General features: G+C 68.1%; 25 protein-coding genes and 1 pseudogene. 18 read left to right on the top strand and 8 right to left on the bottom strand.

All coding sequences use genetic code 11. The annotated features are described in order from the left end of the window. The first annotated feature begins 114 nt into the window (after nt 1-114). From LXE91_RS37605 to LXE91_RS37555, 11 genes and pseudogenes are all read left to right on the top strand, one after another. Nucleotides 115-1392, top strand: a complete 1278-nt coding sequence (locus tag LXE91_RS37605; protein ID WP_039356192.1) for an NAD(P)/FAD-dependent oxidoreductase — start codon at nt 115-117, stop codon at nt 1390-1392. Further along, nucleotides 1389-2846 (top strand): aldehyde dehydrogenase family protein, encoded by a 1458-nt coding sequence (locus tag LXE91_RS37600; RefSeq protein ID WP_039356195.1) that lies wholly within the window; start codon nt 1389-1391, stop codon nt 2844-2846. Before LXE91_RS37605 ends, LXE91_RS37600 begins: the two co-directional genes overlap by 4 nt. 73 nt (nt 2847-2919) lie before the next feature. Then, nucleotides 2920-4107, top strand: a complete 1188-nt coding sequence (locus LXE91_RS37595) for a M20 aminoacylase family protein (protein WP_039356240.1) — start codon at nt 2920-2922, stop codon at nt 4105-4107. An 80-nt stretch (nt 4108-4187) separates the two neighbouring features. After that, nucleotides 4188-5072 carry a GNAT family N-acetyltransferase gene (locus LXE91_RS37590; protein WP_039356198.1) on the top strand — a complete coding sequence of 295 codons (885 nt, stop codon included), beginning with the start codon at nt 4188-4190 and terminating at the stop codon, nt 5070-5072. A gap of 51 nt (nt 5073-5123) precedes the next feature. Further along, nucleotides 5124-5378 (top strand): annotated as a pseudogene (locus LXE91_RS37585) (LysR family transcriptional regulator); the annotation flags it as partial. Nucleotides 5379-5799: 421 nt separating this feature from the next. Continuing rightward, nucleotides 5800-6474, top strand: coding sequence for a lytic polysaccharide monooxygenase (locus LXE91_RS37580; RefSeq protein ID WP_039356243.1), 675 nt, complete (start codon nt 5800-5802; stop codon nt 6472-6474). Between the two features lie 438 nt (nt 6475-6912). After that, complete coding sequence (locus tag LXE91_RS37575) at nt 6913-8265, top strand: chitinase (RefSeq protein ID WP_223274400.1); 1353 nt, start codon at nt 6913-6915, stop codon at nt 8263-8265. 41 nt (nt 8266-8306) lie between these two features. Beyond that, on the top strand, nt 8307-8573 hold the full coding sequence (locus tag LXE91_RS37570; RefSeq protein ID WP_046543614.1) for a hypothetical protein: 267 nt from the start codon (nt 8307-8309) through the stop codon (nt 8571-8573). A 29-nt stretch (nt 8574-8602) separates the two neighbouring features. Continuing rightward, nucleotides 8603-9484 (top strand): endo alpha-1,4 polygalactosaminidase, encoded by an 882-nt coding sequence (locus LXE91_RS37565; protein WP_052760072.1) that lies wholly within the window; start codon nt 8603-8605, stop codon nt 9482-9484. 193 nt (nt 9485-9677) lie between these two features. After that, nucleotides 9678-10091: a hypothetical protein gene (locus LXE91_RS37560; protein WP_063779157.1), complete on the top strand. Its 414-nt coding sequence runs from the start codon at nt 9678-9680 to the stop codon at nt 10089-10091. Nucleotides 10092-10222: 131 nt separating this feature from the next. Next, the gene (locus LXE91_RS37555; RefSeq protein WP_039356207.1) at nt 10223-10672 is read left to right on the top strand and encodes a CBS domain-containing protein; all 450 of its coding nucleotides are present in this window, start codon (nt 10223-10225) and stop codon (nt 10670-10672) included. A gap of 149 nt (nt 10673-10821) precedes the next feature. On the opposite strand, the gene LXE91_RS37550 is transcribed toward LXE91_RS37555, so the two are convergent. Further along, complete coding sequence (locus tag LXE91_RS37550) at nt 10822-12441, bottom strand: bifunctional aminoglycoside phosphotransferase/ATP-binding protein (protein ID WP_039356250.1); 1620 nt, start codon at nt 12439-12441, stop codon at nt 10822-10824. 491 nt (nt 12442-12932) lie between these two features. Between LXE91_RS37550 and LXE91_RS37545 the strand changes: the two genes are divergently transcribed. From LXE91_RS37545 to LXE91_RS37530, 4 genes are all read left to right on the top strand, one after another. Then, the gene (locus LXE91_RS37545) at nt 12933-13406 is read left to right on the top strand and encodes a hypothetical protein (protein WP_046196884.1); all 474 of its coding nucleotides are present in this window, start codon (nt 12933-12935) and stop codon (nt 13404-13406) included. Nucleotides 13407-13549: 143 nt separating this feature from the next. Beyond that, a complete protein-coding gene (locus LXE91_RS37540) occupies nt 13550-14017 on the top strand; it encodes a universal stress protein (RefSeq protein ID WP_039356210.1) in 468 nt (155 codons plus the stop codon). A gap of 65 nt (nt 14018-14082) precedes the next feature. Beyond that, entirely contained in the window at nt 14083-14358 is a 276-nt protein-coding gene (locus LXE91_RS37535; RefSeq protein ID WP_039356253.1) for a DUF1488 family protein, read from the top strand. A gap of 180 nt (nt 14359-14538) precedes the next feature. After that, entirely contained in the window at nt 14539-14973 is a 435-nt protein-coding gene (locus LXE91_RS37530; protein WP_039356212.1) for an Hsp20/alpha crystallin family protein, read from the top strand. A 105-nt stretch (nt 14974-15078) separates the two neighbouring features. Here LXE91_RS37530 and LXE91_RS37525 read toward each other — a convergent pair whose 3' ends face one another. After that, entirely contained in the window at nt 15079-15744 is a 666-nt protein-coding gene (locus LXE91_RS37525) for a nitroreductase family protein (protein ID WP_039353460.1), read from the bottom strand. A 230-nt stretch (nt 15745-15974) separates the two neighbouring features. On the opposite strand from LXE91_RS37525, the gene LXE91_RS37520 reads away from it, so the two are divergent. Continuing rightward, a complete protein-coding gene (locus LXE91_RS37520) occupies nt 15975-16625 on the top strand; it encodes a BON domain-containing protein (RefSeq protein WP_039353456.1) in 651 nt (216 codons plus the stop codon). A gap of 50 nt (nt 16626-16675) precedes the next feature. Next, nucleotides 16676-16915: a hypothetical protein gene (locus LXE91_RS37515; protein ID WP_039353453.1), complete on the top strand. Its 240-nt coding sequence runs from the start codon at nt 16676-16678 to the stop codon at nt 16913-16915. A gap of 98 nt (nt 16916-17013) precedes the next feature. Here the strand turns inward: LXE91_RS37515 and LXE91_RS37510 are convergent, their stop codons facing one another. From LXE91_RS37510 to LXE91_RS37490, 5 genes are all read right to left on the bottom strand, one after another. Continuing rightward, nucleotides 17014-18780 (bottom strand): SulP family inorganic anion transporter, encoded by a 1767-nt coding sequence (locus LXE91_RS37510; RefSeq protein WP_039353450.1) that lies wholly within the window; start codon nt 18778-18780, stop codon nt 17014-17016. A 195-nt stretch (nt 18781-18975) separates the two neighbouring features. Beyond that, nucleotides 18976-19200 (bottom strand): hypothetical protein, encoded by a 225-nt coding sequence (locus LXE91_RS37505; protein ID WP_039353447.1) that lies wholly within the window; start codon nt 19198-19200, stop codon nt 18976-18978. Nucleotides 19201-19339: 139 nt separating this feature from the next. Further along, entirely contained in the window at nt 19340-20368 is a 1029-nt protein-coding gene (locus LXE91_RS37500) for an LOG family protein (protein WP_039353444.1), read from the bottom strand. 21 nt (nt 20369-20389) lie between these two features. Continuing rightward, nucleotides 20390-20725: a c-type cytochrome gene (locus tag LXE91_RS37495; RefSeq protein ID WP_039353442.1), complete on the bottom strand. Its 336-nt coding sequence runs from the start codon at nt 20723-20725 to the stop codon at nt 20390-20392. Nucleotides 20726-20777: 52 nt separating this feature from the next. Then, nucleotides 20778-21779 (bottom strand): Acg family FMN-binding oxidoreductase, encoded by a 1002-nt coding sequence (locus LXE91_RS37490; protein WP_039353440.1) that lies wholly within the window; start codon nt 21777-21779, stop codon nt 20778-20780. 175 nt (nt 21780-21954) lie between these two features. Between LXE91_RS37490 and LXE91_RS37485 the strand changes: the two genes are divergently transcribed. Further along, nucleotides 21955-22944: a zinc-dependent alcohol dehydrogenase family protein gene (locus LXE91_RS37485; protein WP_039353437.1), complete on the top strand. Its 990-nt coding sequence runs from the start codon at nt 21955-21957 to the stop codon at nt 22942-22944. 25 nt (nt 22945-22969) lie between these two features. Here LXE91_RS37485 and fnr read toward each other — a convergent pair whose 3' ends face one another. After that, nucleotides 22970-23743, bottom strand: coding sequence for a fumarate/nitrate reduction transcriptional regulator Fnr (gene fnr, locus LXE91_RS37480; RefSeq protein ID WP_039353434.1), 774 nt, complete (start codon nt 23741-23743; stop codon nt 22970-22972). Nucleotides 23744-23986 lie beyond the last annotated feature (243 nt).

Raw genomic sequence — 23986 nt, 5'->3', positions numbered from 1 at the left:
TGAGAGGCCGCCTGTATCCGACGCGCATCGAGCCGGGCCGCCCGCAAGCGGCCGGATCGGTGCGGTGGACGTTCGCCGGCCCGGCAGTGCGATGCGACAGCTTGGGAGTGCCTGATGCGTTTCAGTTCGTACTGGCTCGATACGTCGGAGCCATTCGTGAGCCAATCGCCGGAGCTGCCCGACGGCAGCTGCGACGTGCTGGTGGTGGGCGGCGGGATCACCGGTTCGGCCGCCGCGCTGGCCTTGGCCAAGAAAGGCGCGCGCGTGATCGTCTGCGAGGCGGGCACCGTCGGCCAGGCAGCGTCGGGCCGCAACGGCGGCATGTGCAACAACGGCTTCGCGCAGGATTATGCATCGCTGTCGCAGCGCCTCGGCACGGAACTGGCGAACCGGCTCTATCTCGCGTTCGACGCGGGCGTCGACACGGTCGAGCGGCTCGTGAGGGAAGAGTCGATCGATTGCAATTTCGCCCGTACCGGCAAGCTGAAGCTCGCGGCGAAACCCGAGCACTACGACAAGCTCGCGCGCAGCCACGCATTGCTCGCGACGAGCGTGGACCCCGACACGCGCCTCGTGACGAAGGCCGAGCTGCGCGACGAGATCGGCTCGGATCGTTATCACGGCGGGCTGCTGTTCGGCAAAAGCGCGGGGATGCATGTCGGCCGATATGTGCGCGGCCTGGCGCGCGCGGCCCAGGCGCGCGGCGCGCACATCGTCGAGCAGGCGCCGGTGCTGGGACTGACGCGGCAAACGGGCGGCGCGTATGCGGTCCGCACGCCGCGCGGCGAGATTCGTGCGCGCCAGGTGCTGCTCGCGAGCGGCATTTCGCACGTCGGGCCGTTCGGCTGGATTCGCCGCCGGGTCGTACCCGTGGGCGCATTCATCATCGTCACCGAGCCGTTGCCGCGCGAGCTGCTCGACCGCCTGCTGCCGACGCGCCGGATGGCCACCGACACGAAGAACTTCGTCAACTTCTTCCGTACGACGCCCGACGGCCGCCTGCTGTTCGGCGGGCGCGCGCGGTTCGCCACGTCGAACCCGCGTTCGGACGAAAAGAGCGGCGCGATCCTGCGGCGTCAACTGGCCGCCGTGTTTCCCGAGCTGGCCAGCGTGCGCATCGACTATTGCTGGGGCGGGATGGTCGACATGACGGCCAACCGGCTGCCGCGCGCGGGCGAGCGCGACGGCGTCTACTACTCGATGGGCTATAGCGGCCACGGTACGCACATGGCTACGCTGATGGGCACGCTGATGGCGGAAATCATGGACGGGCGCGCCGAGCTCAACCCGTGGCGAGGCTTCGACTGGCCGGCCATTCCCGGGCACTTCGGCAAACCGTGGTTCCTGCCGTTCGTCGGCGCCTGGTATCGACTCAAGGACACCCTCCAATGAATTCACCCGTTGTTCACCTGATGCAAGCCGGCCGGCTCGATCGCTTCTTCATCGACGGCGACTGGGTGTTGCCCGACGGCAGTGACCGGTTCGCGGTCGTCAGCCCGTCCACCGAAGACACGCTGGGCGAGATCCCGCTCGGCAGCGCGCGCGACGCCGACCGCGCGGTGCAGGCCGCGCGCCGCGCGTTCGAGCGCTGGTCCGCGACGTCACCGCAGGAACGCGCCGCGCTGCTCGACCGTGTGCATGCATTGATGCTCGAGCGCGCCGAGTTGTTCGCGACGGCGCTCGCGATGGAAATGGGCGCGCCGATCGGCTATGCCCGCGGCGCGCACGTGCCGCTCGCGGCCGAACATATCCGCGTCGCACGCGACAACCTCGCGAACTACGCGTTCGTCAGGCAGCGCGGCACGACCGCGGTCGTGCGCGAGCCGATCGGCGTATGCGCGCTGATCACGCCGTGGAACTGGCCGATCTACCAGATCACCGCGAAGGTCGGGCCCGCGCTCGCGGCCGGCTGTACGGTCGTGCTGAAGCCGAGCGAGCTGTCGCCGCTCAGCGCGCTGCTGTTCGCGGAAGTGATCGCGGATGCGGGCGTGCCCGCCGGCGTATTCAACCTCGTGAGCGGCAGCGGCGACACGGTGGGCGCCGCGCTGTCGTCGCACCCGGAGGTCGACATGGTGTCGATCACCGGATCGACGCGTGCCGGCGTGCTCGTCGCGCAGGCGGCGGCGCCGACCGTCAAGCGCGTCGCGCAGGAGCTCGGCGGCAAATCGCCGAATATCGTGTTGCCGGATGCGGACCTGTCGCGTGCGATCCCGCCGGGCGTGGCCGCCGCGTTCCGCAACATGGGGCAGTCGTGCAGCGCGCCGACCCGCATGATCGTGCCGCGCAACGTGCTCGGTGCGGTCGAGGAGTTGGCTGCTGCGGCGGCGCGCACGCTCGTCGTCGGCGATCCGTTCGCCGAGGCCACGACGCACGGGCCGCTCGCCAACCGCGCGCAGTTCGGGCGGGTTGCGCAGATGATCGACGCGGGCATCGACGAACGCGCGAAACTGATCGCCGGCGGCCCCGGCCGGCCCGCGGAGCTCGCGCGCGGCTTTTACGCGCAGCCGACGATTTTCTCCGACGTGCGCACCGACATGACGATCGCGCAGCAGGAGATCTTCGGCCCGGTGCTCGCGATCCTGCCGTACGACACCGTCGACGAAGCGGTCGCGATCGCGAACGACACGGTCTACGGGCTCGGCGCGCACGTGCAGGGCACCGACAAGGCGCAGGCCCGCGCGGTGGCCGCCCGCATCCGGGCGGGGCAGGTGCATCTGAACTACCCGGCATGGGATCCCCAGGCGCCGTTCGGCGGCTACAAGCAGTCGGGCAACGGCCGCGAGTACGGGATCGAAGGGATGGAGGAGTATATGGAGATCAAGTCGATCGTCGGCTTTTACGACTGACACGGCCGCCGCGCGCGATCGCGCCGGCAGTACGGCTGAACCCTTTTACTTTCCGCAGGTGCCGAAATTGGAACTGGATAACCCCGCCATTCCCGACCCGTTGCTGCAAGCGCATCACGCGCACTGGGCGAAGCTGCGCCGCGACCTGCATGCGCATCCCGAGTTGCGATTCGAAGAACACCGGACGGCCGATGTCGTCGCGAGCGAGCTCGAAGCGCTCGGCTATGCGGTGTCGCGCGGGCTGGGCGGCACGGGCGTCGTCGCGAGCCTGCCCGGCGCCGATCCGGCGCGCGGGATCGTGCTGCGCGCCGACCTGGACGCGTTGCCGATCCATGAGGCCAACGATTTTGCGCATGCGTCGTGCACGCACGGGATCATGCACGCGTGCGGCCATGACGGTCACACGGTGATGCTGCTCGGCGCCGCGCGCGTGCTGAAGGCGCTGCCGCAGTTGCCCGGCAGCGTTCACCTGGTGTTCCAGCCGGGCGAAGAGGGCGGCGCGGGCGCGCGCCGGATGATCGACGACGGGCTGTTCGACCAGTTCCCGACGGAGGCGGTCTTCGGCATGCACAACTGGCCCGGGCTGCCGGCCGGGCATTTCGGGTTGCGCACCGGGCCGATCATGGCGGCCGGCTCGCGCTTCAGGATCACGGTGACGGGCAAGGGCGCGCACGCGGCGCAGCCGCACCTGGGCATCGATCCCGTGCCGCTCGCGTGCTCGATGGTGCTGCAGTGCCAGACGATCGCCGCGCGGCACAAGGATCCGGTCGATCCCGCGGTGATTTCCGTGTGCATGTTTCATGCGGGCACCACGGACAACGTGATTCCCGACACCGCCGAGCTGCGCGGCACGATCCGCACGCTGTCGTCGGCGTTGCAGCAGCAGTTGCAGCGCGACGTCCGGCTCATGTGCGAGGCGCTGGCGAGTGCCTATGGCGCGCAGGTCGACGTGGAGTTTTTCCAGTATTACCCGGCGACGGTCAACACGCCGGCCGAGACCGCGCTGTGCGAGACGGTGATTCGCGACACGTTCGGCGACGCACGCGTGGCCCGCGACGTGCCGCCGAACATGACGTCCGAAGATTTCGGCTTCATGCTCGAAGAACGACCGGGTGCCTACGTGCTGATCGGCAACGCGCGCGACGGCGCGGACACGCCGGCGCTGCATCACCCGAAATACGATTTCAACGACGACATCATTCCGGCCGGCGTGCGGTACTGGGTTGCGCTGGCGCAGCATTACTTCGCGCGATCGCGATGATGCGCGCAGCCGGCATTGAACTCGGGCCGTGGGCACGACGACACTTTTGTAACGACTGCTTGAAGAAACAGGACACCGAAATGAACGATTCCGACACGATGCCGGCGCTTCGCTACCGGCGCTTCACCGCCGCGGACGTCCCCGCCGCCCATGCCCTTACCGTCGCGCTTCGCTGGCCGTTCAGGGCGGAAGACTGGCAGTTTTCCGCGGACACGTCGACCGCGTTCGCGGCCGAGGAAAACGGCGTGGTGATCGGCACGGCGATGTGCTGGAAGTACGGTGCCGATCGCGCCTCGATCGGGCATGTGATCGTGTCCGACGCGCATCAGGGGCGAGGCATCGGCCGCAAGCTGATGGAGATGCTCCTCGACGAGCTGGGGCCGCGCATCACGTTTCTGCATGCGACGCCGGCCGGCCGGCCGCTCTATGAAAAGCTCGGCTTCACTGTGTGCGGATCGCTGGGCCAGTATCAGGGGAACGTGGTGCGGCCGGCCGACGTGGTCCTGCCCGATGGCGTGCGGCTGCGGGCCGGATCGCCGGCCGACTGGCCGCGCCTCGTCGAACTGGACGCGCGCGCGTCCGGCCTCCAGCGCGATGAGTTGATGGCCGCGCTGTTCCAGCGCGGTGAAAGCGCCGTGCTCGAACGCGATGGCGAGGTGGTCGGATTTTCGGTGCTGCGGCGCTTCGGTCGCGGCGACGTGATCGGCCCGGTGGCCGCACCGCGCGCAAGCGACGATGCGTATGCGAAGGCGCTCATCAGTCATTGGCTGACGCAACGGGAAGGCGAATTCGTCCGCATCGACGTGCCGGACGGCACCCGTTTGCCGGACTGGCTGGGCGAACAGGGTCTGGTGCGAGTCGATACGTGTTCGAAGATGGTGCGCAACGCGCCGGCTACAGCGCACGAAGGGCCGGCCGACCCGGCCTTCGGACAGTACGCGCTCGTCAGCCAGGCGATGCTGTAGCCTGCGGCGACGCCCGCGGGATTGCCTCGCACGGTCGGTGAGCCCGGCCGCGCGGGGATCGCGCAGATGGCCGGCTACCAGATTCGCGACCCTCTCGCGTCGAACGAACTCGTCGTCGCGCTGGCGAAGCACGTGCCGGAAGATCGAGCCCACACCATCCGCTATCTGAGCCGGCAACACCTGCCGACACGCATCCGGATCTTAGTCGATTTCATGACCGGGCAGATTCGCGCGCTCGACCTGAACTGCATGACGCAGTTCAACCGGAATCTCACGGTTGCTTCATCGATGGGATTGGCTGCTTGAGGCATGAAGGGCCAATGCGGTGCGCAAAGCCGCCTGCCGAACGATCGGCGCCGGTGTTTTAATGAATTGGCGGTTTATTCAATGTCGCGCAATTGAAGTCGAGCTAAAACCGGTTGAAATTAATAACGAATCAGGCTTTTGATCAAAATTAAAAAACTATCAATAAGGAACGTTTATTTTTCCGGTTTTTGCGGATAAGGTTCGGTTCGGTGAAAGTGATTTGTCAGAAAGCGCGGCGATTGATCATCGCGTGCCGCGGTTTCACAGGGTTGCCGCTTTTGCCGATCAGTGTGCGCGACGACGTGTCGACAGGAACCCCTGCCGGGGATCTTGCGGCAGGCCCGATATGCGCATATCCGTTCCGACATCAATGTCATGAGGGCGCATGAACAAGATCATCCGCAAATACGTTGCTTCCGTGATGCCATGCACATTGACCGGCGTGGCACTGCTGGTCGCGGCGGCCGGTGCGCACGCGCACGGCCGCTTGACCGAACCGCCTTCGCGCATCGTGCTGTGCACGCAAGGGCAGAATCCGAACTGCCCCGTCGACGCCTGGCACGCGAACGCGATGGAGAACGGCAAGTTCTTCCCCGCGACGCAAAGCGGCCTGTCCGATCCGTTCGCGCCGGCCGACGCGAAGAATGCCGCACCGCCGCCCGACGGCGAAATCGCCGGCGCCAGCACGAATGGCCCGCTGCCCGTGCTGAACGAGCAGTCGCCGAGCCGCTGGCAGAAGATCCCGCTGCGGCCGGGCGCGTTGCAGAATTTCAAATGGGAATTCAGCGCCGTGCACAAGACGCGTCGCTGGAACTACTTCATTACCCGCGCCGACTGGAACCCGTCGCAAAAGCTCACGCGCGCGCAGTTCGAGCCCACGCCGTTCTGCACGATCCAGAATCCCGGCCAGCCATACTGGGACCCGAACGCGAACCTGGTGCCACAGCAGCCGACCATTCACCAGTGCCGGTTGCCGATGCGTAGCGGTTACCACGTCATCCTGGCGGTCTGGGAAGTCGCCGATACGGCGATGGCGTTCTATCAGGTCGTCGACGCGACGTTCACCAACGGCGATACGACGCGCAGCCCGTTCTGATCGTGCCGCGACATGACGCGCCCGGCGATGGCCGGGGCGTCATGAATACCGGCGCAGCTTGCGCAACCGCGCCACGAATGCCTCTCTTGCCACCCGCGCGATCCCGTCGTGCGGCGGATCGCATCGCCTGAATTTCGTCTATTTGAACAATCAGCCAGATGGCTGCGCGATATCTGTTTGAATTATCGAATGGCGACAATTGCAAAATGGTATTGCGATCGCTTGAATATTTCGGGTTTCGATATTGGCGAAAATAATCGATTCCAGGGTTGCTGCCTGATGATTATGTAGTATAACAAAGCGAAGTGATGGCTCGGGAGTGAAGCATCACTACATCGGGGGCGAAATATCGGTATCGCTACATTGCGGCAGATCCGTCACCTCAGGTTGCCGTGACAACTTCATGATATCGCTTGCATCGCGCGGTCCTTGAACCCGATGCGCCGCCGCAGGCAGTTGCGCGGCGGTGAAAGGTCGAGATCCATCACCGGAGGGAAGCCACGATTTGATCCGATCGCGATGTATATTTGGCAATCCATATCAAATTTTCTGGCGCTGGCCGTCCATGCTGTGTGGCGGGTTTCCATTTCCCGTTACGCCCGTGTGGGCGAAATGCATCTCCCTGAAATATTCCCCGGCACGAATGGCGTGCACGTCAGGTGGCGGTCATGCGTAAAACGAGACGAGGGCATGAAAATGAAGCGCAACCCAGACACTGGAATCATGAAGCGATCGACCGTGAGGGGCGCGCTGGCGCTTCTGCTGGCATGGTCGTCTTTCGGCACCGGCGCGGCCGCGGCGGGCGGGGCGGGTACCGGCACGGCGCCGGCATTCGTTTATAGCCCGTACAAGGACGCGACGATTTCGATGAACTGGAACACGAACGTCATCTCGACGAACGTCACCGGTCAGTTGAGCCCGGTGCTGTCGGTGCTGCCACCCGGCGTACGGACGCTGACGCTCGCGTTCGCGACCGGTGAATGCGGCAGCGAGAACTGGGCGGGCGTCGACGGTGGCGCGATGGCGGCTGCCAATGTGCCGCTTTTCACTGCGGCCAATGTGAATTACGTGATTTCCACCGGCGGCGCGGCCGGCATGTTCACGTGCGGGACGGATGCGGGCATGGCGGCCTTCATCGACCGCTATGCATCGAGCAACCTGATCGGGATCGACTTCGATATCGAGGGCGGCCAGACGCAACAGGTGATCAACGATCTCGTCCGGCGCGTGGCGGTCGCCCAGCAGAAATATCCCGGCCTGCGTTTCAGCTTTACGTTGGCGACGCTGGCCCCGTCGCAGCCGGGTGCGACCACGGCCAGCTCCTGGGGCGCCAGCGCTCCCGACAGCTTCAACGTGTATGGCGACTGGGTCATGCAGGCGATCCAGGCGGCCGGCCTGAAGAACTACACCATCGACCTGATGACGATGGACTACGGGTCGGCCGGGGCGGGGAACTGCGTGGTCGTGAACGGCACCTGCCAGATGGGCCAGTCGGCGATCCAGGCGGCGATGAACCTGCACGATCACTGGGGCGTACCGTACAGCCAGATCGAGCTGACGCCGATGATCGGCGGCAATGATGTGGTCGGCGAAACCTTTACGCCGGCGGATGCGGACACCGTCGCGCAGTTCGTGAAACAGAATGGTCTAGCGGGTGTCCACTTCTGGTCGTTCGACCGTGACGTCGATTGTCCGCCCGGCGCCGCATCGTCGACGTGCAATTCGATCGGCGGTGTCGGGACGCTCGGTTATACGAACCGGTTTGCCAACGGCCTCGCGCCCGGCAAGTGAACGCAGCCGGGCTGGAAGGAGACCATGCGGGCGCCCGTGTCATGGCGACGAAGTTTCGCATGGTTTCCGGCTCTCGCGATCGGCTACCGGCGGCATCGCCGAGTGCAGGCGTTGAACGGCCGTTGCCGCCCGAATGCGCGCTGAACCGCAGGATCGCGGCCGCCGTGACGACAAAATTCGACAAATCGGAACAGATGGGCGGGGTGTTCCCGCCTACCATCCGCACGTATCTCGCGCATTCCCGTACCGATGCCGCATCGGTCGCGGCATCGCGCTGCCCGCGTCCTCCTCGCACCGCCGCATCCTGACAAGCCGCCAACAGAGCAAAGGATTCGCCATGTCCGCAAGATCGTTCGCTTCATTCGTGCTGATGCTGCTGCTCGCGGCATGCGGCGGCGACTCCGATTCGTCCTTGCCCGGCAGCGCGTTCGCTGCCGCCTCGGCGCGTGCGTCGCAGGTCGCCACGTGGAAACCGCTCGTACCCGGCACGAGCTGGCAATGGCAGATCGACGGCAACCGCATCAACGAGACGGTGCTGGACGGCGTGAACAACCCGCGCAAGATGTTCGACGTCGACATGGAGCTGACCGATGCCGGCACGATCCAGCGCCTGAAGGCGAAGGGCATCTATGTCGTCTGCTACATGGAGGTGGGCGGGCGGGAGGACACGCGTGGCGACGCCGGCAAGTTTCCGGACAGCGTGCTCGGCAACCCCGTCGAAGGATACGAGGATCACGAGCGCTGGCTGGACATTCGCCAGACCGCGATCCTGATGCCCCTGATGCTGGCGCGGCTCGACCAGGCGAAGAAGAAGGGTTGCGACGGCATCGAGCCGGACCTCGACGACAGCTATCGCCAGGAAACGGGCTTTCCGCTGACGCGCGACGACCAGCTGCGGTACAACACGGCGCTGATCGCCGCCGCGCACGATCGCGGGATGTCGATGGGCCTGAAGAACGGCTCGGGTATCGCCGTCGCGATGGCGAAAGTGGCCGACTGGGCGCTCAACGAGCAATGCAACAGGTTCCACGAGTGCGGCGACTACGCGAGCTTCGTCGCGCTGAACAAGGCCGTGTTCAATGTCGAGTACACGCGCCCGGACGGCATGAAGCTCGCGGATTTCTGCCCGGCGGACAACCAGGCCAATTTCGACGGCATTCTGAAACTGTCGAGCGACACGCTCTCGGCGTTGCCGCGCGCGGCTTGCCGGTTCGAGTGAGCGGCGGGGCGCGACGCCGATTTTCGTCAGGCGAATCGACGGCTGATTCGCGTGCCCGCACGCGCTCGATGATGTGCGTCAAGGTGGAGCGTCCCGCGAAGCGCGAAGATGGGTGTTCATGCATGCCGGCCGTCATCGAAGCCGGCATGTTCCGTGCCGTTTGCGTCGTCACGTTCATGATACGGACACCGTCATGCTTTCCTGCTTCGAGGACACGCCTGTCCACCCGATCGTCACCCGCGCCGAAGCAGGCACGCTGAGCGCGCTGCCTGTCGCGCGATACCCGGCGCAGCCGCCTGAAGCCGGCGGCGACCGTCTGCTGAGTCCGCACGAGATCGCGATCCTGATGGTGCTTGCAAGCGAGCCGCGACGCCAGCAAGGCGATCCCGCCGACCTTCGCTGCCTGGCCGATCGCGGTCTCGTCCGGCTCGATGCCGCGCCGCTTGCGGAGGCGCCCGTCCGCCTGTCGGACGACGGCTGCCAGATCGTGTCGCGTCTCGCCGAGTGCGATCGCTTCGACCGTGATGACGACACAGGCTTCGCGAGCGCACGCCGGACGGCCAGCGCCCCCGTTTCGCGCGGCGTGCCGTCCGGCGCGCTGCGCTGACCTGCATCGGTTGCCGGCAACGGAACCGGATTTGCACGGTTGTCATCGGGGGCGAACAGGCGGTCGTCGCAACGAGGCCGGGGCGCGTCGCCTGCCGATGACCCGTTTCACTCCCGGCCGGGAGAACGACCATGAATGCCGCCATGCTTTGCACCCGCGATGTCGCCACGTGTTCCACGCGGATGAGCGTCGTCGAAGCGGCCGCCAGGATGCGCGACGCGCATGCTGGCGACCTGGTCGTCGTACGTGAACGGGAAGGGCGATGCGAGCCGGTCGGCATGCTGACCGATCGGGACATCGTGCTCGCCGTGGTCGGCCCCGATGCGCAGCCCGCGTCGCTGTTCGTCGGCGACGTGATGTCGGCACCCGTCGCAATCGCGCACGCCGATGACGACATCTGGCTGCTTGCGAAGCGGATGCGCCAGCACGCTGTGCGCCGATTGCCGGTTGTCGGCGACGACGGCGAACTGATCGGGATCGTTTCACTCGACGATCTGCTTCGCGCGGCTGCGGGTCTGCTCGACGAGTTGCGTCTCGTCGCGGCACGCCAGCCGTATTTCGAGGAAAAGCAGCGGGGATGAGCACGGCGCGTGCGCGAGCGCGGCCGTGAAGGCGGCATCGCCGCTGCGATGTCCGGAACCGCACTGTCGAGGCGAGCTGCGCGACGCCGCCGGCCAGCCGCCCGTGTCCGCGACGAATACGGCCGGGTTCGCGAGCGTCGAGGCGCGGGTCATGGCAACGGCGGCGGCGGGGCGCACGCGGTGAACAACGGCGCCCAGAATGCACGGTCATCGTATGCCGCGACATCGCATTCCGTCTCGAACCGGATCGCGATCGCGGCCTCGGAGCCGTCCAGCGGCTCGGCATGCGCGATCTGCGTGGCCAGTACGGCAGTGTCGGCGTCGGACGCATCGCGCCCGAGGGCGGCCCGGGCCGCGACACGCGCGGCGAGCGTCGCCGGGCTCGCGCTGAAGTCGAGAATCGCGACGCGCACGCCGAGCTGCGCGGCGAGCGCGATGAAGGCCGTCCGGTTGTGCCGGCGCAGGAACGTCGCGTCGACGATCGCCGTGTAGCCGCTGGCGAGGACCACGCCGGCCTGCTCACGGAGCCTGTCGTAGGTCGCGTCGATTGCCGTATCCGAGTACGCGGCGGCGGGCAGCCGGGTGTGCTCCGGCGCGCAGGCGTCGCGCTTGCGCTCGACATCGCTGGACAGCCGGATCGCGCCGATCTGTTCCGCCAGCGCGCGGCTGGCCACCGACTTGCCCGAGCCGGACAAGCCGCGGCACAGAAGCAGCACGGGTTGCGCATCGCGCCGCGTCTGCGCCATATCCGACGCGACGCGCAGATAGCGGCCGCGCGCCGCTTCGTCGCCGCGCAGCCGCGCGGTCATCGCCCGCACCAGCGCGCGATAGACGAAGTAGCACGGCAGCACGCCCAGCGCCGCATGGTCGCCCGTGCGGGCGAGCCATCCGGACAGGAGGCGGTGGGCGCAGTCGGCTCGCCCGCGGGCGGAATAATCCATCAGCGCAAACGCGAGATCGCTCGCCACGTCGATCCAGCGCAGCGAGTCGTCGAATTCGATGCAGTCGAACATCAGGATGCGGTTGCGCCAGCGCACGACGTTGTCGAGATGCAGGTCGCCGTGGCACGCGCGCACGAAGCCGTGCGCATGCCGCTCGGCGAGCAGCGGTGCGATGCGGGCCAGCTCGGACTCGTACCAGCGGCGCAGTGCGGCTTCTCCGGGCACGGTGACGTCGAGCGTGTCGCACAACGGCCGGCATTGCGCGGCGACACCGGCCGCGCTGCCCGGGCGGCCGCGCGGCGCGTGGCGGGGCGCGTGAAGGTGATGGCGAGCCAGCGTCACCGCGAGTGCGTCCGCATCCGTCAGGCCCACGTCGTGCGATGCGCTGCGTGCCGACAGCATCGCAGTCGCATCGAACCGGCGCATGCGCACCACGTGCTCGCCCGGCACCGCGGCGTGTCGGCGCCGGCGCGCGGCGGTCGCCACGGGCGGGCCGAATGCACTGCGCCGGCCCTGCGCGACGAGCGGCCAGACGCCCAGGTACAGCGGGCCGGCGAACGGCCGGTTGAGCGTGCATTCGGCAAGCGCGCAGCGGCGCCGCTGCGCGGGGCGCACGAGGTCGACGAACGCGAAGCGGACGGGCTTGATGCGCTTGTACGCATAACGCCCTGCCAGATACACGACGGACAGGTGCGTTTCGATCCGTTCGATCCGGCCGGCGGGATGGGGATAGTTGGCGGGCCGGCGCAATGCGCGATCGAATTGCTCGGTCTCGCGTCGTGCGGCTCCGCGGCTCGACTTGAACGGCAGGCGTGGCGTTCGGGGCATGGCGTACGGATCGGTGGCGGGGCGCATGCGGCGGCGCCCGCGGGTGGTCGTCGAACGGGAACGGCTCCGTGCCCGTCTGCTCGATGTCGCGGAATCGGGCCGGCAGGCCCAACGTGACGCGTGCGACGACCCCTATTGCAGCCGACCGGCGCCCGTTCCGGCTTGATGCGCGTCAAGCCTGTCGCGCTCGCGCGTCCCGCACGCGGCTCCGCGAGCCGGCACTGGCCGGCGTCGGCGCAACGCCGTCGCGTCCACACCATCGGCGGTCTGTGCGGTGCGAGTGGTTCGCACCGCACAGGCGGGTGATTGACGCAGATCATCCGCGCGCTTCGAGCGCGCAATACAGTCGATTCGAACGCTTGCGCGATACGGGACGAGGCTGCGTGCCGAATGCGGGGAGTGGGCCGCGACACGGCCGGATTCGCGCCGAGCGTGTTCATGCCACCCGGTTGCGGGCGGAACTCGATGCGATGCGTTGCGGGGCAGCGGCGATGAAACTACGTTTATGGGCGGTCGGCGTGCTCGTTGCATTGGCCGCGTGCGCCGGCGCGGAACGGAGCACGGCCTTCCGGTCGACGGAAACGCAATTGTTCGCGACGCGCCAGGCCGCGGTGCTGCAGTGTTCGACGCCTGCCGAATGCGATCGCGCATGGCACTTCGCACGTGGCTACGTCGAAGCGCATTCGTCGACCCGGATCACGCGCGCCGATGCCGACACGATCGAAACGGCGGCGCCGTTTCTTGCCGGAGAAGTGTATCTGTGGGCCTCCCGTACGACGTCGGGCGGCACTTCGGTGATCCGGCTCAAGGCGATGTGCAAGGGCATGTACGCCAGCGACGGCGGCCCGGGCTGGCGGTACGACGCGTGCGCGACGAGGATCCTCGACATCGAGCGGGGCTTCCGGTCATACGGGAGCCCGGCGCGTTCGTCCGATGCGCCGACGGCGCCCGTCGTGCCGCGATGATCCGGCGTCTCGCGGCCACTCGCGTGCCGGTTTCCGCGTGACTCCGAACCGTTGACCTCCGTCAACGCCCGCTTCCGGCGAACGCCGATGATGAAAACCATGCCGAACGCCGCCGGCGCGTCGGTTCATCCAGCGAGGTCGGTATGTACACGAACATCATGGTCGCCATGGACGGCAGTCCTTCATCGCAACGCGCGCTCGACGAGGGCTTGAAGGTGGCGCGATCGTGCGGGGCCCGCCTGTTCGCCGTTTTCGTCGTCGACAAGTCGCTGATGATCACGTTCGGCGGACGTATGGACCCGGATGCACTGCTCGCCGAGATCCGGCGCGACGGCGTGTCGGTCCTGCGACAAGCGGAACGAACCATCGCGCACGCGGCAGTCAATGGCGAGACGGAACTCGTCGAGACCGAGCTTGGCGAGAGCATCGCCGAACGGCTGCAGCGCTACGTTGCCGAGCGGTCGATCGATCTCGCGGTGGTCGGCACCCACGGGCGGCGCGGAGTCCGGCGGCTGTTCCTCGGCAGCGTCGCCGAACGGTTCCTGCGCGGATCGAGCTGCCCGGTGCTGCTCTTGCGCGGCAGCGACGCCGCACCGGCCGCGGCGGCGTAGGGCCGCCATGCCCGCAGCGCCGCCCGCCGGCGCTTGCCCGTGCGCAACCTGCCGAGGTGACCATCATGCAAATCTCCTTTCCTTCCGAACATCCGACGTATTGCGGCCAGGATCCGGCACTGACTTTTCCGGCGCTGGTCGAAGGCCACCGCGTGCGCTGCGCGATTACCGCGGCAGCGCTGGAGGATCACTTCCGCGCGGCGTCGCCGCGCGAGCAGGATCTCGTGGAGGCGTTTGCCCGCCACCGTCCCGCGATCGAGCGCGCCGCACGCTGCCTGCTCGAGGAAATGGGCGGCCGGCCGATCCTGCTTCACAGCGGCTATTTCCGGTTCTGCACGTGAGCGCCCGCAGTCGTTGACGCGCATCAAGCGCGTGCCGATACGGGCAGTTACGCTGGAATCCTGATGATCGTTCGTCCGTTGTGCGGCACACGGTGCCGCGCCAATCCGGTCTTGATCATGGCGTCGCGCGGGCGGGACGAACGCGCGGGCCGCTTGTCTATCGTTCAAGGAGTACGAACCATGAGCAATGTCACGCGTTACGATCCGTTTTCGATCGAACCCGTCGCCGACCTGTTTCAGGGGCTGTTCAGGCCGCTGCGCGGAATGACGCTTGCGGACGGGCCCGACCTGGCCTCGATGAAGATCGACGTGACGGAAAGCGACGAGGCATACAAGGTCAACGCGGAACTGCCGGGCGTCGCCAAGGACGACATCGACGTCCAGGTGACGGGCAGCACCGTATCGATCAACGCGAAGATCGAGCGCAACAAGGAGCAGAAGGAGGGCGAACGCGTGATCCGGCGCGAGCGCTACAGCGGTGCGGTCAGCCGTTCGTTCTCGCTGTCGGGCGAGATCGACGACGCGAATGCAACGGCGACTTACCAGGACGGCGTGCTGTCGTTGACGCTACCGAAGAAGGCGCCGGTCGCGCAGAAGAAGCTGTCGATCAGCTGATCGGACGGCAGGCAGCAGGCGATGCGGGCACGCGTCGTCCGAAGGGAGATGCCGGCGCGCGGAGCGATCCGCGCGCCGTCTCTATTGAAGCGGTCGCGCGAACGCTCACGCATGCGATCCCGTGCCGCCGGCCCGGTAGCCCACCGTCTGCGCGAGGATCGGGAGCTCGTCCTCGTTCAGCCGCAGCGCGTCGGCAAGCGCGCGGTGGTTGATCCAGCCGCGTACGACGGTGCCGAGCCCGGCGGCCGCGCAGTAGAGCGACACGTTCTGCGCGATGGCGCCGGCCGTGATCGCCGAGAACACGTCGCGTTGTTGCGGCGGCATGTCGAGGATCGCCGAGGTGCGCACGACGTAGACGAGATCCAGCGGCGCGCGGCCGACGAAGTCCTGGTAACCCGTGAGGTTGCGGGCATCCACCGCGTGTTTCAGCACGAGCCGGTGCGCGGGCGCGTCATAGCGATAAACGCCGCATGGCAGCGCGACGTACACGTCGATTTCGTTGAACGCATGTGCGGACGGCGCCGTGCGGCCGCCGCCGGCAGGCCGGTTGACGCCGTCCGCGGCCCACAGCATCGCGCCGAGCGTCGCGGGCGGCAGCGGCGTGGCGGCGAATTCGCGGGCGCTCATTCTGGCTGCGAGTGCCGTCATCAAGGGCGGGCCGCTGTCGAGGTCCGGATGCGGCAGGTCGATGAAGGCCGGGGATTCGCCCTGTGGCGATACCGGCCGTGCCGGTGGCGCCGGCGAATAGGCCAACAGTTGCTGGTCCGTCATGTGAGTCTCCTTGGAGCATCGCCGTGCTCGCCTGGAACGTCGCGCATCGGCGATCTCACGATAAGACGGCCGGGCCGCATCGGCTTGACCTCCGTCAAGCGGTGCTCCGGCGGGCTGCGATGCGCGTCGAGCGGCGTCCGTTGACCTGCATCAGCGATCCCCGGCCGCGCGTGTGCAAATCTGGAGGTGTGCGGCGGACTGGCGCGCCGCGGCTCACAGGAGTGCAGGCGATGAAGACCGACAAGCAGTTGAAGCAGGACGTTCAGGACGAACTGGAGTCCGACCCGGCGATCGACGCGACACGTATCGGTGTCGAGGTGGTCAACCGGATCGTGACGCTCTCGGGGCATCCGCCGAGCTATGCGGAGAAGCTGGCGATCGAGCGGGCGGCGAACCGCGTGGCCGGCGTCAAGGCGCTCGTCGTCGACATGACCGTGCATCTGCCGGACGACGACGTCCGCACCGACGAGGACATCGCGAACGCGGTGCGTTCGGTGCTGCACTGGACGGTCGGGCTGCACGACGACGCGGTGAAGGTGCAGGTCGAACACGGCTGGATCACGCTGTCCGGCAGGGTCGAATGGGCGTACCAGAGCCACCTGGCCGTGCGGGCGATCTCGCAGATGCGCAGCGTGACCGGCGTGACCGACCATATCGCGGTGCAGGGGACGATCGGCTCGGCCGACATCGGCGGCAACATCAAGCGCGCGATCATGCGCCATGCGGAGCGCGAGGCGAAGCACATCGCGATCGAGGTGCGCGACGGCACGGTGCGGCTGTCCGGCAAGGTCGGCTCGTTCTCCGAGCGCAAGGCCGTGCGCGGGGCGGCATGGTCGGCGCGCGGCGTGCGCGCCGTCGTCGACGACCTGGTCGTGGAGTAACGCCGGCAAGCGGCAACCGGATGCGCGGTGCGCGCGGAAGGGGGAGTCAAATGACACTGTCAGGCGAGGTACGCGATGCGGACTGGTCGGTGGCGATCGAGACGATCGCCGCCGGAACGGGCGGCTACTGTTGCAGGATCCACGTGACGCTGGTGTCGCCGGAGGGCGCGTGCGAGCGTACGTTCGCGCACAGCCGGACCCACGACACCGAGCGCGAAGCCGCGATCGACGGGCTGCGCGCCGGGATGACGTGGATCGAGATGAGGAAGTCGAACACGTTCACGGTTTGAGGTCGCGGCGCCCATGCGCGTGTCGCACGGGTGCCGGCGTTCCGTTCGCCACGCGATGCAATCGGCGCCGCATCGCGTGTGCATCGACATCGACGTGCCTAGCCGTCCGACCGATCACGGGTGGCACGCGGCGGCGCGGCGCGCGGGACCGGTTCGTCGTCGCGCGCATGCCTGCGTCGCCGCCCGACATGATGCGCGACGGCGTCGGTCACGGTCGGAAAGAAGCAGGCGGGGCCGAGTGCGTCGAACAGCCCGTAGGCGCGCAGGCGATCCTTCACCGGGCCCTTCATTTCCGCGAAGTTCAGCGCGATCTTCCGTTCCCGGAGTTCCTCGCCCAGCATCACGAGCCGGTCCGCGGCGCTGGTGTCGATATCGGTGACGGGCTCGGCCGCGATGACGACGCGCGCAACCGGTGGCGCGGACTTCGCGATCGCCGCGTGCAGATGCTCGCAGAAGATCTCGACGTTCGCGTAGAAGAGCGGCGCGTCCCAGCGGAACAGCAGGAGCCCCGGTATCAGCACGGCGTCCGGATGCCGCGCGACGTCGTGATAGCCGCGCACGCCGGCGAGCCGGCCCAGCACCGCATCGTACGGATGCCACGCGCGCCACACGAACGACAGCAGCGACAGCGCGCTCGCGAGCAGGATGCCGGGCACGACGCCCATGCCGATCACGCCGGCGAAGCACAGCACCGAAATCAGGCATTCGCCGCGGCGCATCCGGTACAGCCGCACGACGTTGCGGACGTCCGCGATGCCGAACGCCGCGTAGATCACGACGGCGGCCAGCGCCGCGCGCGGCACGAGGGTCAGCAGCGCCGGGGCGGCGGCGAGCAGGAGCGCGATGCAGGCCGCCGCGACCAGGTTCGTGACCTGGCTCTGCGCGCCGGCGGCGATCGCGACGGGCGTACGCGAGGCGCTGCTGCTGACCGCGCACCCTTGCATCACGCCGGCCAGCAGATTGGCGGCACCCAGTGCGAGCAGTTCCTGGTTGCGGTCCGGCGTATCGCCGGCGCGAGTGGACAGTGCGCGCGACAGCATGCTGATGTCGGCGAACGACACCAGCGCGACGGCGATCGCGCCGGACGCAAGCGCGACCAGGTCGGCGCCGGACACGGCCGGCAGATGCGGCACGGGCGCACCGGCAGGCAGGGCGCCGATCGTTGCCACGCCGTGCAACGGCGGCACCTGCGCGACGGCGGTTGCCGCCAGCACCGCGATCAACACGCCGGGCGCACGCGGCATCGTGCGCTTCATCAGGAAAATGATGGCGAGCGTACCGATGCCCAGCGCGCTCGCGGCAACGGAAAACCGGTGTCCGGAGAGCGCCTGCGCGATGCGCGGCACGCTGGTGAACACGTCGCCGCCCGATACCGGCATGCCCAGCAGTTCCGGCAACCGGCCGATCGCGAGCGCAATGGCGATGCCGTTCAGGTAGCCGTACTGGATCGGGCGCGACAGCAGATCGGTGACGAAGCCGAGGCGGAGCGCGCCGAGCAGGATGCAGATCGTGCCGGCCGACAGCGCCAGCGCGCCGGCGAGCGCGATCGCGCGTTGCGGATCGTGACCGGCGAGCGGGGCGATGGCGCCGGCAATCAGCGCGGCCAGCGCCGAATCGGGGCCGAGGACGAGGATCCGGCTCGGGCCGAGCAGCGCATACGCGAGCAACGCGGCGATCGACGCATGGAGCCCCGTGATGGCGGGCAGGCCGGCCGCCTCGGCATAGCTCATGCCGACGGGCACCAGCACGGCCGACAGCGCGATGCCCGCATAGAGATCGCGCGAGAGCCATGCGCGACGGTAGGTCGCGAGCAGCGCGATGCCGGGGAACAGGTGGGCGACGCGGGCGGAAAGGGGCCGGTTCATGGCGGCTTCATCCGGGAGCCGTCCGGGCGAGCGGGAGGGGCGGCGCCGCCCGGCGCACGGTCACCGGGATGCGGCCAGCCCGGGCAGACGTGCGAAACGGCAGGGCGACAGGGGGCATTGCGTCGGGCGGCAACGCCGCTGCCGCTGCACCGGATGCCGGCGGCGCGGCACGGCGATGCGCGGCTTCAAGTGGCTTCAGGCAGCCTTGAGCGCCGACAGTTGCAGCGCCTGCGCGAAGCGCGCCAGCGTGGCGATCGATCCCGTCACGCTTTCGTATCGCTCGCGCCCGATCTGGCCGTCGAGGATCACGAGCATGCCGGCGTCGCGTGCGAGGGCGACGAGCGCCTGCGTGTCGAGCGCGGCTGCGTCGGTGCGGCCGGCCTGATCGCCCGGATCGGGAAGAGGGGTAGCGTGTGACATGACGACTCTCCTGATGGCCTGGAACCCGGATGCCGCGCAGCCGTGATCCATGAATTCAGTATCGTTGCCGCGCTGGCGCGATTCAATCGGCGTGCTCCGAAGCTGCGGTAGGAATCGTTCGGCGGGCGTCGGCAGATTCCTACATGGCACGCGGCTTCGGCGTCGTGCGGCGGCGCACCGGCCGCGCCGTGCGCCGCCGCGCATACCAGCCGCCGATCGCGCGCCAGATGTCGGGGGCGGATTCGCAGTACGTGAACAGGTCGAGATCGCTGCGGTCGATCATCCCTTCGTCGACGAGGAAGGCCAGGTCCACCGCGCGGCGCCAGTACGCTTCGCCGACGAGGATCACCGGCAGCGGCGGGATCTTGCGCGTCTGCAGCAGCGTCAGGACTTCGAACAGCTCGTCGAACGTGCCGTAGCCGCCGGGGAAAAATACCGCCGCCTTCGCGCGTTCGAGCAGGTGCAGCTTGCGGATCGCGAAATAGTGAAACCGGAAGCAGAGATCGGGCGTGATGTACGGATTCGGCGCCTGTTCGCGCGGCAGCTCGATGTTGAAGCCGATGCTCGGCGCGCCGCGCTCGTACGCGCCGCGATTCGCGGCCTCCATGATGCCGGGGCCGCCGCCGGTGACGATGGCGAGCCGCGCGGTGCGCGTGCACCGGTCGGCGTGGCCGACGATGCGCCCGAATTCGCGCGCGACGCGGTAATACACGCTGTGCTCGACGAGCCGGCTCGCCGCCGCGACGGCGCGACGCCGGCCCGCATCGTGCGGACGCGCCGCAAGCAGGCGATTGGCTTCGTTCAGCCGCGCATTTGCAACGGCAGGGGCAACGATGCGCGTGCTGCCGTAGATCACGACGGCATGGCCGATGCGTTCGTTCTGCAGGCATTCCTCGGCCTTCCAGTAGTCGAGTTGCAGCCGGATGCCGCGCATGCCCGTGCGCTGCAGGACGGTGGCATCGTCGTCGGCGGGCGTGCAGCTCGCGCGTTGCGCGGGAGCCGACGCGCGACGCGGGCGGCGCCCGGCGCCGTCGTGGCCGACGACCGCAGCGGGCCGCGTGCGGGTGCGCCGGCCGCGCGTGTCCGCCGGCATCGGGCCGCCTGCAGTACGGCGGCGCACTTCACCGCGTGCGGTACCGGCCGGAACGCGCTTGACGACGGTCGACATGAGCAGCGGGCGGCGGGCCGGTTACTGGCTGAGCACCCACTGCACGAGCTGGTGCGCGTCGTCGGCGGACAGCGGGCCGCCGCGATCCTCGGCGGACGGCATCGGCGTGTCGCCCCAGTGCACGCGGCCGCCGACGCGCAGCTTGCGTTCCAGTTCCGGTGCGGCCGCCGGATCGCCGCGGTAGCGCTGCGCGATGTCGTGGAACGACGGCCCGAGGAACGTCATGTCGGACGTGTGGCAGAACATGCAGTGCTGCGCGTTGACGAGATCGGTCGGCTCGGGCACGGCCGTCTGCGCGGTGGCCGGGTGGGCCATCGCGGCGATCACGCAGAAGGCGGCGTTACGCAGGAGGTTCATGTCGTTTTCCTTATCGGGATCGGCAGGGCCGCATCACGCCGCAGGGGCGCGCTCACGAGACGACTTCGTCGAGCGGGCGGCGCGGCGAGTGCGGCGTCTGCGGGCCGCGCCCGACCCGCAGCAGCAACTGCGGTTCGCCGTGCAGCCCGAGCATGTGGCGCAGGTGGGCGCGCAGCCCGGCCGTCTCGATCGGCTGGTTCAGGTACGACGCGGTATAGCCTGCGCGCGTCGCGACGAGCAGGACGCGCTCCAGCGCCTGTCCGGCGGCGAGCCACGCGTCGCGATCGTCGCGCACGGTCGAGATGCATACGACCAGCGGCGACGCGCCGACGAGCTGGTGATGCAGCGCGGCCAGCCCGTTGCCGAGATCGAAGGTCCGTACCGCCATCGTCACCACGGGCGCCGCGAAATCCAGCAGCGTCGGCACGCCGGCCGCGAACGCCGGCATGCCGTCGGTGTGCCGGCGCGGATCGATCCAGCTCGCCAGTTCGCGCCTGAAGCGCGGGTCCGCGAACTGCTGCTGGTCGGCCTCCGCAACCAGCTCGGCCACCCGTGCGCGATTCGCGATCGAGTCGACGCAGGTGATCTCGGCGCCTTCCGCGACACCGGCCGCGATCAACGCGTGCTGAAGGTCGTCCGGCACGGCCGTCGATTCGAACGGCGCGCGCGTCGTGACGCGCTCCGGAATCGCATCGAACAGCGCGCCGAGCGATGCGTCGGAATAGCCGTCGTCGCACACCCGGACCATCGCGAGCAGATCGGGATCGATGTCGGACGGAAACGTGCTGATCGTGTGGGCGAGCCCGGCGTGATCGAGGGCGACGCGCAGGTTGAGCAGGGCCGCACCGCAACTGATGATCAGCTCGCGATCGAACGGATCGATGACGGGCAATGCACGTACACGATCCGCGCAGACCGCGATCGTGGGGCCGTCGACGATGAAGCGCCACGGCTGCGAGTTGTGGCTGGACGGGGCCAGCACCGCGTAGGCCAGCAGCGACTTCAGATGCACTTCGGGGTGGGCGCTCGCGGCTAGTGGGGGAACGGATATCATTCGATCATCTCCTGGTCGCCACACGTCGGGCGTGACGCCACTTCATCGTGTCAGCAACCGTCCGACCGCCGTTGACCCACATCAAGCGCCCGTCACCGGGCCATGCGTTCGCGACGCGGAGCGGCTAGCGTGGAGAGGTGAAGCGTACGCACCGGCGTGCGCAGGGGAGGCGAGCATGCTTGCGATGATGTTTGACGGCACGACACCGCATTTGCGCGAGGCGCGCGTGCCGGAGCCGCTGCCGGCGGCAGGCCAGTTGCTGATCGACGTGCACGCATGCGGCGTATGCCGGACGGATCTCCACGTCGTCGACGGCGAGCTTGCGCATCCGAAGTTGCCGCTGATCCCGGGGCACGAAATCGTCGGCACGGTGCGCGCGCTCGGCGCGGGCGTGACGGGCTTCGCCGTGGGCGACCGAGTCGGGGTGCCGTGGCTCGGCTCGACGTGCGGCCATTGCGCGTATTGCACGGCGGGCCGCGAGAATCTGTGCGACAGCCCGGGATTCACCGGCTATACGATCGATGGCGGCTATGCGGAGCGCACGGTCGCCGACCACCGCTATTGCGTGCATCTGCCGCGGCGCTACACCGATCTCGAAGCCGCGCCGCTGCTGTGTGCGGGCCTGATCGGTTATCGAACCTTGCGCATGGCGGGCGATGCGCGCCGCATCGGCATCTACGGCTTCGGCGCGGCGGCGCATCTCGTCGCGCAGGTCGCGCATGCCGAGGGGCGGAAGGTGTTTGCGTTGACGAAGCCCGGCGATACCGTCGCGCAGCAGCTGGCACGTTCACTCGGTGCCGCGTGGGCCGGCGGCAGCGACGAAGCGCCGCCCGAGGCGCTCGACGCCGCGCTGATCTTCGCGCCGGTGGGCGCACTGGTGCCGGCCGCGCTCCGCGCCGTCGACAAAGGCGGGATCGTCGTATGCGGCGGCATTCACATGAGCGATATCCCGGGCTTTCCGTACGCGTGGCTGTGGGGCGAGCGCCGCATCGTGTCGGTCGCCAACCTGACGCGCGCGGACGCGGTCGAATTCATGCGGGTCGCCGATGCGGTGCCGCTGCGGGTCGAGGCCGTGCGCTACGCGCTGACCGATGCAAATCGCGCGCTCGACGACCTGCGCACGGGGCGTTTGTCCGGGGCGGCGGTACTCGCCATGCGCGGCTGATGCGCTCGCCGCGCGCGCCGCGCGGTCAGATTCGCCCGAGGCCTTCCGGATCGACGATGCGGATCTGCTTGCCTTGCGCGGCGACGAGCCCCTTGTGCTGGAACTTCGACATCATGCGGCTCACTGTCTCGAGCTTCATCCCGAGATATTCGCCGATCTCGTCGCGCGTCATCCGCAGCACGAATTCGGCGGCCGAATAGCCGCGCGCCTTGAAGCGCGTGGAAAGGTTCAGCAGGAACGCGGCCACGCGCTGTTCGGCGGTCATCGTGCCGAGCAGCAGCATCAGCGCGGATTCGCGCACGATTTCGCCGCTCATCATCTGGTACACGTGATGCTGCATCGGCCGTACTTCGCGGCACATCTGCTCGAGCTGGCCGAACGGAATGATGCAGACCGTGCTGTCCTCGAGCGCGATCGCGTCGCCGTTGTGGTGCCCGGTGTGCACGCCGTCGAGCCCGAGCGATTCGCCGACGATCTGGAACCCGGTGATCTGCTCGTCGCCGTCGCGATGCATCACGATGGTCTTGAACGATCCGGTTCGGACTGCATAGATGCTGTTGAACGCATCCCCCGCGCGAAACAGCGTTTCGCCGCGTCTCACGTGCCGCGTCGTGCAGATCATCGCGTCGACGCGCGCGAATTCGTCAGGAGAAAGGTCGGCCGGCATGCAGACGGTACGCAATGCGCACGTCGAGCAACGGGACGCGGCGCGCTTCGGTTGCTCCGCCCGTTCGACGGGGTGCAACGGGATGAACGGGCGTAACGGCATGGTCGGCGAAACTTCGGCATGGCTCTGCATGATCGGCTCCAGTACGTTGAGGGCAGCGACGGGCCGCCGTGGGCGGGATCGCGCTGGTGGTAGCGCCCGCGGCCCTGACGGTTGTCGCACTCATGGTGAAGAACCGCGCCGGACGGGCCGGGAGACCTGTCCCGACGGCGAGTGCCGCCTTTGCTCCGTGAGGCGCGTGCTTGTTTTTCTTGATCTGGAGTATGGATGTTGCGCGGCGTCAAGGAAATCAGCAGCCGTTGAAGATGCAGTAGG

It is taken from the genome of Burkholderia contaminans (assembly GCF_029633825.1).
Taxonomy (GTDB): domain Bacteria; phylum Pseudomonadota; class Gammaproteobacteria; order Burkholderiales; family Burkholderiaceae; genus Burkholderia; species Burkholderia contaminans.
Note: the sequence above shows the minus strand (reverse complement) of the source record. Positions and strands in the feature narration are given on the sequence as shown.

What these genes read in the sequence shown, in the direction of transcription:
- LXE91_RS37605 (WP_039356192.1), top strand. Translation starts at nt 115, where the DNA reads ATGCGTTTCAGTTCGTACTGGCTCGATACGTCGGAGCCATTCGTGAGC.
- LXE91_RS37555 (WP_039356207.1), top strand. Translation starts at nt 10,223, where the DNA reads ATGAATGCCGCCATGCTTTGCACCCGCGATGTCGCCACGTGTTCCACG.
- LXE91_RS37530 (WP_039356212.1), top strand. Translation starts at nt 14,539, where the DNA reads ATGAGCAATGTCACGCGTTACGATCCGTTTTCGATCGAACCCGTCGCC.
- LXE91_RS37600 (WP_039356195.1), top strand. Translation starts at nt 1,389, where the DNA reads ATGAATTCACCCGTTGTTCACCTGATGCAAGCCGGCCGGCTCGATCGC.
- LXE91_RS37580 (WP_039356243.1), top strand. Translation starts at nt 5,800, where the DNA reads ATGCCATGCACATTGACCGGCGTGGCACTGCTGGTCGCGGCGGCCGGT.
- fnr (WP_039353434.1), bottom strand. Translation starts at nt 23,743, where the DNA reads ATGCAGAGCCATGCCGAAGTTTCGCCGACCATGCCGTTACGCCCGTTC.
- LXE91_RS37515 (WP_039353453.1), top strand. Translation starts at nt 16,676, where the DNA reads ATGACACTGTCAGGCGAGGTACGCGATGCGGACTGGTCGGTGGCGATC.
- LXE91_RS37540 (WP_039356210.1), top strand. Translation starts at nt 13,550, where the DNA reads ATGTACACGAACATCATGGTCGCCATGGACGGCAGTCCTTCATCGCAA.
- LXE91_RS37490 (WP_039353440.1), bottom strand. Translation starts at nt 21,779, where the DNA reads ATGATATCCGTTCCCCCACTAGCCGCGAGCGCCCACCCCGAAGTGCAT.
- LXE91_RS37550 (WP_039356250.1), bottom strand. Translation starts at nt 12,441, where the DNA reads ATGCCCCGAACGCCACGCCTGCCGTTCAAGTCGAGCCGCGGAGCCGCA.
- LXE91_RS37535 (WP_039356253.1), top strand. Translation starts at nt 14,083, where the DNA reads ATGCAAATCTCCTTTCCTTCCGAACATCCGACGTATTGCGGCCAGGAT.
- LXE91_RS37525 (WP_039353460.1), bottom strand. Translation starts at nt 15,744, where the DNA reads ATGACGGACCAGCAACTGTTGGCCTATTCGCCGGCGCCACCGGCACGG.
- LXE91_RS37570 (WP_046543614.1), top strand. Translation starts at nt 8,307, where the DNA reads ATGGCGACGAAGTTTCGCATGGTTTCCGGCTCTCGCGATCGGCTACCG.
- LXE91_RS37485 (WP_039353437.1), top strand. Translation starts at nt 21,955, where the DNA reads ATGCTTGCGATGATGTTTGACGGCACGACACCGCATTTGCGCGAGGCG.
- LXE91_RS37495 (WP_039353442.1), bottom strand. Translation starts at nt 20,725, where the DNA reads ATGAACCTCCTGCGTAACGCCGCCTTCTGCGTGATCGCCGCGATGGCC.
- LXE91_RS37590 (WP_039356198.1), top strand. Translation starts at nt 4,188, where the DNA reads ATGAACGATTCCGACACGATGCCGGCGCTTCGCTACCGGCGCTTCACC.
- LXE91_RS37545 (WP_046196884.1), top strand. Translation starts at nt 12,933, where the DNA reads ATGAAACTACGTTTATGGGCGGTCGGCGTGCTCGTTGCATTGGCCGCG.
- LXE91_RS37560 (WP_063779157.1), top strand. Translation starts at nt 9,678, where the DNA reads ATGCTTTCCTGCTTCGAGGACACGCCTGTCCACCCGATCGTCACCCGC.
- LXE91_RS37520 (WP_039353456.1), top strand. Translation starts at nt 15,975, where the DNA reads ATGAAGACCGACAAGCAGTTGAAGCAGGACGTTCAGGACGAACTGGAG.
- LXE91_RS37510 (WP_039353450.1), bottom strand. Translation starts at nt 18,780, where the DNA reads ATGAACCGGCCCCTTTCCGCCCGCGTCGCCCACCTGTTCCCCGGCATC.
- LXE91_RS37500 (WP_039353444.1), bottom strand. Translation starts at nt 20,368, where the DNA reads ATGTCGACCGTCGTCAAGCGCGTTCCGGCCGGTACCGCACGCGGTGAA.
- LXE91_RS37575 (WP_223274400.1), top strand. Translation starts at nt 6,913, where the DNA reads ATGCGCCGCCGCAGGCAGTTGCGCGGCGGTGAAAGGTCGAGATCCATC.
- LXE91_RS37505 (WP_039353447.1), bottom strand. Translation starts at nt 19,200, where the DNA reads ATGTCACACGCTACCCCTCTTCCCGATCCGGGCGATCAGGCCGGCCGC.
- LXE91_RS37565 (WP_052760072.1), top strand. Translation starts at nt 8,603, where the DNA reads ATGTCCGCAAGATCGTTCGCTTCATTCGTGCTGATGCTGCTGCTCGCG.